The following is a 7,304-nucleotide window of genomic DNA, read 5'->3' as shown; positions in this document are numbered from 1 at the left end:
CTAAATCTAATCGCCAAATGCTTGTCGGTGGCGAATGAAAAAAGCCACCGTCATTGGCGGTTCCGAATTCACCGACAATTAAAGTGGCTGATGACAAACAGCGGCTGACAACGCTCTTTTTGTTATACATATTTGCTTTCCGCAATGACAATACTAAAACACCGTTTTTACATAGATTCAGATATGAAACCCGAATAACATCTCGAGAGTTTTTGAAATTATTGACTAATAACCGTGCTGCAATTTTTGAACCTGGAACAAAACCATCTGCAGAGATAGAGGATTCAGAGTGGTTTGTTTCAGGTTGGATACACGACCCAACTATCCAATCTGCTCTTGTTATGCTTGATGAAATACAGGTAACATTCGGAAATATAGAACACCTTTCTGATAAGTTGGCAGATGTAGAATTTGAACCTCCTCTTACTTTTAAGTTTTTAGACATGCAGAACCTCGGCATGGAGGACAGCTTGTATATAAAACTAAATGCGCGAGGAAAACCTCTTACAGAATTTGAAAATTTTAAAGCACGGTTAATCGGAAGGATGAAAAAGTTAGAGCTACCTTATATCAATAAGTTCGAACTTTATTTTGACACCGATTGGACAGACCTTTTTTGGGCAGAACACAAAGTTGATTTCGACCAGACGTATTATACGTTCTTTGGTGTTTTGTTAATGAACAAAGGAATAATTCAAGACGACAAAAATTGGGCAAACAATCTTGACTATAGTAAGATTGATGCAGAAGTATTTGAAAGGGCATTTTATACTCTTAACTTTTTATGTAGAAACCCTGACTATAAAGATGTAAGTATTCTGATTTTTAATGCATTGACCGAGGGGCGTACTTATTCTAATCGTGTATTGTTTCACGCTGTTACAACGTATTTGTTGAAGGCAAAGGGTGTAGATAACGGTTCGTTGAATCAGTGGCTGAGGATAATTAAAAATCTAACACTGAATAGCAGATTGGACGAAATCAATTTATATCGTAATGCAATTGAAAGTATTACAGCGCTCTCCGATAATTTTAGTTCCTTACTTGTGTATTTTTCGGAAAATGGAAAAATCTCTGGTTTTAATCAACAACAAATAGCTGAGGAAAGAATAAAGGCACAAATAATTATCGAAGATAAGAGTTTTGCAGAAGAAATATACAAGGCAGAACAACACCTGTATTTCAGCGGCCAGATTCGTTCAGCACTGTATCTTGACAAATATAAAAAAGATAAGTTTGTAGAATACTGGAATAAAATTTCCGCCATTTTTGTCATCAATAAACCAAAGCATGGACATTTATTACGCCGTGCATTACTTGCATTAGGAGACTATACACTACCCGTAAGCCAATTTATAACACTGTGTGTTGATGACCCGAATGAAGCTGCAAGTACGCCCAGTTTGAAATCATTGTTCGCGAATTGTGGTAATGTTGTTAGACAACTTCTCGACGTACTTGACTTGAATACTGATTTACAAGTACAACTACAAGAAATAATTGCAAAATCGGTCGTGTCTAAAAAAGACTGGCGGTACTGTTTAATGCGCTATCCACAATTGTTTGATTGGATGAGTGTGTCTCACTTGCGATTGCGTGTTCTCCAAAACGAAATGCACCTCATACAAAACAAATGGTCAAATGGCTACAACTACGCACTTTTTCTTTCTGCGTTGTACGAAGAATTGAAAAGCCGGCAGATAAAATCACAATTTGATGGTGAATTGGGGATTCATGTACAGCACTACCTTTATGTTAAGGGATATACGGTAAGCTTTAGCAATGGGGAATTCGCCGTTACAAATGGAGCTAATAAGGTTGTGTTCGTATCAAAGACAGACGACCCGATTCTCGAAACGGCGGATTTTATCTCCAGGTGATTATGACGCTCCCTAAGTGACCATATACCGCGGATTAAGTGTTATCATTAAGTTACAAATATGCGTCATTTTGAAACGAGAATAAGAATGGAATGCAATTCAGCATAGCCGAATTATTTTGGGGGGCTAGCCCCCCAACCATATTTGAAAACATGCGATAGAGGGAGTATCAAGCACCTTTTATGGTGAAGAGCTCTTGAGAGTTTCGTTGATAATATGTGTGCTTGATAAATTATCAGGGGGAATGATATATGCCGTCAAAGTAAAGCAATTAATGATGATTTACCACACCGCGAAAGGAGGCAGCCGATGAGCAAATACAGTTTTTACTATGATGAATCTGAGCATAGCCGGAAAATCAACCACAAAACTATAACTGCGGAGAATTATTTCGACAGCTTTATTGCGGTTGTCGTTGGCTGGCCCTCCAACAATCAGGCAGCCTTGTATGAAAGATACGCAACGTTTGAGTCTAAGTATCTGCACAGGCAGTCAAACGGCGAACTAAAAAGCACTACTATCAAGCAAAGCCAACTAAAGAGTGGTTTTGCCTCCTTGAACGCTGACAACCTCTCCTTGTTAGAGGACTTCTTGGCGCTGTTCGATGAAAGAATCCTTGTCTACTATGCTGTTACAAGCAAAATCGAGTACATCATTCATCAGCTATTTGAAGACTACGAAAACAGCCTTTTCGTGGATATGGATGCCATGAAATATTCCATCACGAAGGCAATAGTCTTGTATCAGCCAAGCGAAATTATGGCGGGGATGTATAATAATACAGGTGAACTTATTGGCTTATTGAAAGACTTCTTTACAGCCCAAATCGAAAAAGATAAGGCAAACGAAACGCTGAAGCAAAAAGAGATCGTGCAATTCAGCCAAATTCTCTTGCTCTTGGATGACGTGTCCACGATTAAAACAATTGACTGGAATTATGATATTGCTTTCGTGGGATTTAGAAAATTTTTGGACGAAAAAGGAATTCATGATTATTCGATTACCATAGACAAGGAAGGTGAACATAGCAACACGGTAAAAGCCGCTGAACGAGTGGGTTTATGCTCAGTTTCCGAGGCAGACTCATTGACTTCCTGCGGAATTCGTATGGCTGATATGTTGGCAGGCATCATTTCAAAGTTGCTTAAGGCACTACATAGCGCACTGGAATATGCTTCGCCTGAAGAACTGCTAAACAAGAAGATTCTCGACAAGAGCTGGTTCGTCGTCAATGAGCGACAGCTCGCTCTTTACAAGAAATTGCACCAAGTGGCCATTGAATTGAACAAGACATGGTATAAGGCGTTTGCCGGAACATACTCGGATGATTTGATTGGGTTTATTGCTCTCCTAAGTTTCATGAATCACTTTAAATCGGTGGAAGATATAAATAAAGACCTTGATATGCAAGCTGAGTATTTTAACGCTTATTGTTGTGAACATCTTGGTGAGCATTTTGAACAAATGAGAAACGGCAGACAAATACCGGCGTTGCCAATTGATGCTGTTACAGATAATGACTTATCTAATGGTTTTGTAATAAATCGTCGAGGTGCAAAGGTTTACTTTGATATTGACAGGCAACCTTTGCTTGAAATAAAAAACGGACACCAAACCTTCGATGTATTATCAGTAGGCTTAAGTAAAGAAATGATTCCAGTAGTTACGATTGTAGAAGAAGACGAAGTAAAATGCTATCGAATTCCAAAAGAGTTATCTGAATGGACGATGACTTTTGTTGGTTTAGCAAATATGGGCGAGAACGTATTCCCATCTAAAGTTGTGTTTTCAAAGACGAAAGACGGATATGTTGCCGATATTTTATAATGATAACTCAGTTGAACAGCGATAATACCATATATTATTGTGAACTTCATCATGATAATTATTGCAAAAGTTGAGGGCGGGTGATTATTTGTTATCATTGGATTTGTTTGACTATTCTTCATTAACAGATCTTGAAAGAGATGTAACTAAGTACGTTAATAAAAACGTAGAATGCATAATCAGAGTATTGTTAGATTTCCTGGAAGATAACAATGATTTTACACCGGAAGATTTTTTGCCTTACAACAACTTCAGAATAAATAATGCTGTATGGAGTGAGATGGTTTATGATCTATACGATATTATCCGTTCTGATGTAATTAGAGAGTATGTAAAACCAAAATATGAATTTCTGCTATATGTTATACTTCAGTGGTGGGATGACTGTACTGACGATCCTGACGACCTCCTTGAAAATAAATTAGATGATAATTTGGCTACAAAAATTAAAGAAACGTATACTTCAGAAGATGGTGGAAATTATGTTCTAAATGCAATTACTGATTTTGAAGAGTACTATTACATTCTTTTTGCGAATCATGACTTCTTACCCGATAGCTTAGAAAGATTGATAATAATATATATAAGAAATCCAGACTGGTTTACAATGCAATTTCCCGATATAGACTTGAATGAATATCAGGACCTCATGCCTAAAGATTTACGAGAACAATTTGAAGAATTGAATCGAAATCCGAGCGAGCCCATAAAAATCATTAAGAAGGAAGTGTGCGAGGACACTCTTTTACAAGATTTAATTTTCTGTTGTGAAAAATTACAAGCTAATATCACATACAAAGATTCACCTGAGAACCATCGAAATGACTATATTCGTGATTTGCTTGATACTATGGGATATTTGGGTATTAGAGACCAAACTAGACTAGGGACATCAAGCGGAGGAAAGGAAGCAGGAGAAGTTGACATTTTAGTCAGAAAAGATAATCGTTCTTTTTCAATAATAGAAGCTTTAAATTTGTCAAGTGTTAACAAGTCATGCATATCTTTACACATCGACAAGATATATCGATATGATACATTAGGCTATATATGCAATTTTATTGTTTCATATGTTAAAGCGACGGATTTTCTAACGTTTTGGGATAGGTATCTACGTTTTGTTCAATCATATAGCTATCCGTTCGAAAGAGTAAAATTTGAAATACCGAAATACAATCAATATTCCGAATTAAGGCTCGCAGTAACCGAATTAATGCGCAACAATATGGTTACAAAACTTTATCACATAGTTGTACACATTCCAAGTTAATACCTAAGTTCCCGAATTGTATAACGATGAAACTTCGTGGATTAGCTTAATGACAAGGCTCTCGAATATATTGGCTGATTTTTCCTAGTTATTTGTTGGAAGAACTTTATAAAAGGTAAACACCACTACATCTTGTCTGCGACTGCTACTCAAGCCATGTTGACTATGGGAACAAACATCAGAAGAGCGTTACTTATCAATTAGGCATCGCTTTTCTGATTGTAAAGTATTTGTCGTACTGGGAGTTACATGCTAACAAAAGCTAACGCAATCAAGTAAAAAACGTAAATTCGCGTTCAAGATGTTACAGATTCAAATTTGAAAAACGTTGATATATCGCACTTTCGGGACATATCGTTCAAGAGGTTACAGCTTTTCACCTTATGGGCGGCATGATGTAATAAGGGGTTAAATCCCTTATGCATCAAGGGTTTCTGTAACAGGAAACGCCGTTTGTCCACATCTGTATTGAAGAGGTCTCTCAGATAACACTGGGAGACCTCTTTTTTACACTGAGCTTTAAATCAGGTGATACAAAAATGTTTTCTTTCCTGAATCAGATTTTCCGCACAATGCTTACCTTCTCCATTTATATTATGTGAAGAATGAACACTTGTATTTAGGCTGGTTAATTAAAAAAGTGGAATCAAATGATTCCACTTTGGAAATAATGATGATATAATGGAGTTTAGGAAGGTGAGAAAATGAACGATAATGCGGAGGATTTTCTGAAAGAAGCAAAGGATCTGATCCGCAAAAGTAAACGACGTTTCCTGCCGCGAGAGGACTATGAGCAACATTTAATTGATCTCGGGTTTGGGGGCGGCGTAAAACAAGGTTGGAGAGAGCTTCTTAAGGTCAGTGCGGAAAACATGTTTAAGCCGCCGGAACCCGACAGGGATAGACCCGGTGATACGGTTTGGTTCTTTAAGCGAGATTATAACGGCATTATGGCTTATATAAAACTTAAAATCGATGAACGCGGTTGTGTCTGTGTATCATTTAAGCCGTGGATTGATTATGATAACTAAACATGTAAACAGGTACATAGGAGGGGCGTTAGCTCAGCCCTCCTTAATAACTTAAACATAATTTTTTTCATGAAAAACGAGAAGGCTATTCTTTAAGTAAAATTTGCAATGAGTGGGAGGATCAAACTATGAGATACTGCGATGAATGTGGGGCAGAAGGACCTTCAACGACTATAGAAAGACCCAAAACATTCACAGTTCGTGGCAAAGAGATTGAGATTCAACAAACAATAGCCGTGTGTGATAAAGGACACAAGGTTTACGACGAAGAGTTGGATAATGCAAGCATCTTATTGGCAACTCATAAATATGCTGAACAATACGGAATGCCCGCGGAACAAATTCACGCCGTTCGTCAACAATATGGTATCGGCTACCGACCGTTTGCAAAAATTATTGGGATCGGTTCGGCTAGTTTGAGGAGACATGAATCCGGAGAGTTGTTGCCGAGCGAAACACACTTGGACATCTATAAAAGGCTGCAGGCGGATCCAGGTATGATCCATAAGTATTATCAGCGACATAAGGGAAAGCTATCTACAAGAGAACAAAAACAGGCTGAGAATGTATTGGCTAGCTGGCAAGCAAGCACCTCATTGACTATTGAGTCGATTCAAAGTGATGAGGAGATCATTGAGGCCATCCATAGACCTTATGAATCTACTGAGTTGACCGGTTATCTTTCGTTTAACTTAGAGAAGTTTATCCATATGGTCTTGTTCTTTACACGGGATGGAGTAGCAAAAACAAAGCTAATGAAACTCCTATGGTATGCAGATTTTATGAAATTTAAACGCCAAACCGTCTCCATTAGCGGCGCAGTTTATGAGCGTTTGCCGTTCGGTCCTGTACCAAAAGATCATGAAATTACCTTGGCACACCTTCAACACATGAATGTTATTAGAATCGAAGAGACGATAATTAATGATGAGGGATGGACGATGATGTCGGTTAAAGCCTCACAACAGTTTGATCCTTCGTATTTTGATGTACATGAATTGGATATTTTGCGGGAGATTGAGTACGCCTTCCGAAACTATGGTTCGCGTAAAATAAGCGATTATGCACATCAAGAGCGGGCTTGGATAGAAACGCCTTCTGAACATCCTATAGACTATAAATATGCCACGGATTTAAGGGAATTAGATATGATGTAAATCCGTTGCTTTCACTTCACGTAAACCCTCAAAGCAATTGAGGGTTTTTTGTGTGCGCCACGCATGGCGATTAACTAGGTGGTGAAAGTCCACTGTGGGGGCTTGTAGTTGCCAACCACTAGCCAAGAGCAAGGGTGTC

5 protein-coding genes are annotated in these 7,304 nt (G+C 38.2%); all 5 read left to right on the top strand.

The genetic code is table 11. The features are described 5' to 3' along the window. The first annotated feature begins 53 nt into the window (after positions 1 to 53). Positions 54 to 1,880 carry a GmrSD restriction endonuclease domain-containing protein gene (locus tag L1N85_RS26235; protein WP_268818490.1) on the top strand — a complete coding sequence of 609 codons (1,827 nt, stop codon included), beginning with the start codon at positions 54 to 56 and terminating at the stop codon, positions 1,878 to 1,880. A 309-nt stretch (positions 1,881 to 2,189) separates the two neighbouring features. Continuing rightward, a complete protein-coding gene (locus L1N85_RS26230) occupies positions 2,190 to 3,707 on the top strand; it encodes a hypothetical protein (RefSeq protein ID WP_235241969.1) in 1,518 nt (505 codons plus the stop codon). An 88-nt stretch (positions 3,708 to 3,795) separates the two neighbouring features. Next, a complete protein-coding gene (locus tag L1N85_RS26225) occupies positions 3,796 to 4,977 on the top strand; it encodes a hypothetical protein (RefSeq protein ID WP_235241968.1) in 1,182 nt (393 codons plus the stop codon). Between the two features lie 704 nt (positions 4,978 to 5,681). Then, the gene (locus L1N85_RS26220) at positions 5,682 to 6,008 is read left to right on the top strand and encodes a type II toxin-antitoxin system MqsR family toxin (protein WP_235241967.1); all 327 of its coding nucleotides are present in this window, start codon (positions 5,682 to 5,684) and stop codon (positions 6,006 to 6,008) included. A gap of 128 nt (positions 6,009 to 6,136) precedes the next feature. Then, on the top strand, positions 6,137 to 7,165 hold the full coding sequence (locus L1N85_RS26215; protein ID WP_235241966.1) for a type II toxin-antitoxin system antitoxin SocA domain-containing protein: 1,029 nt from the start codon (positions 6,137 to 6,139) through the stop codon (positions 7,163 to 7,165). The last annotated feature ends 139 nt before the right edge of the window (positions 7,166 to 7,304 follow it).

Origin of the sequence: Paenibacillus alkaliterrae (assembly GCF_021532375.1) — a bacterium.
In the GTDB taxonomy this organism is placed as follows: domain Bacteria; phylum Bacillota; class Bacilli; order Paenibacillales; family Paenibacillaceae; genus Pristimantibacillus; species Pristimantibacillus alkaliterrae.
Note: the sequence above shows the minus strand (reverse complement) of the source record. Positions and strands in the feature narration are given on the sequence as shown.